General features: G+C 69.0%; 1 protein-coding gene. It reads right to left on the bottom strand.

The window, feature by feature from the left end; all coding sequences use genetic code 11:
• The coding region (locus XalbCFBP2523_RS16080) for a hypothetical protein (protein WP_146084172.1) at window positions 1-294 on the bottom strand (294 nt) is incomplete at both ends.

Raw genomic sequence — 294 nt, forward strand, 5'->3', positions numbered from 1 at the left:
GGTGCCCGTGTTGGTCAGCGTGCCGCTCACATGTGCATCGACATTGGCACCGGCCAGCAGCGCCCCGCCGCTGTCCAGATCGCCCGGATGCAAACGCAGGTACACCTGCGGCACCAGCGCGGTGGTGGTGCGCCCATCGGGCAACGTCACCGTCTGCGCCACCAACCACACGATGTCGCTGGTCAATTGCGCCATCTGCGCCGCCGTCAACGCCACGCCCGGACGCAGGCCCCAGGCCTTGCCCACCGTCGCGCCGGCATCCAGCAGCGCCTGGTATTGCGCTTCGTCGCTGCT

Origin of the sequence: Xanthomonas albilineans, assembly GCF_002939705.1 — a bacterium.
In the GTDB taxonomy this organism is placed as follows: Bacteria; Pseudomonadota; Gammaproteobacteria; order Xanthomonadales; family Xanthomonadaceae; genus Xanthomonas_A; species Xanthomonas_A albilineans.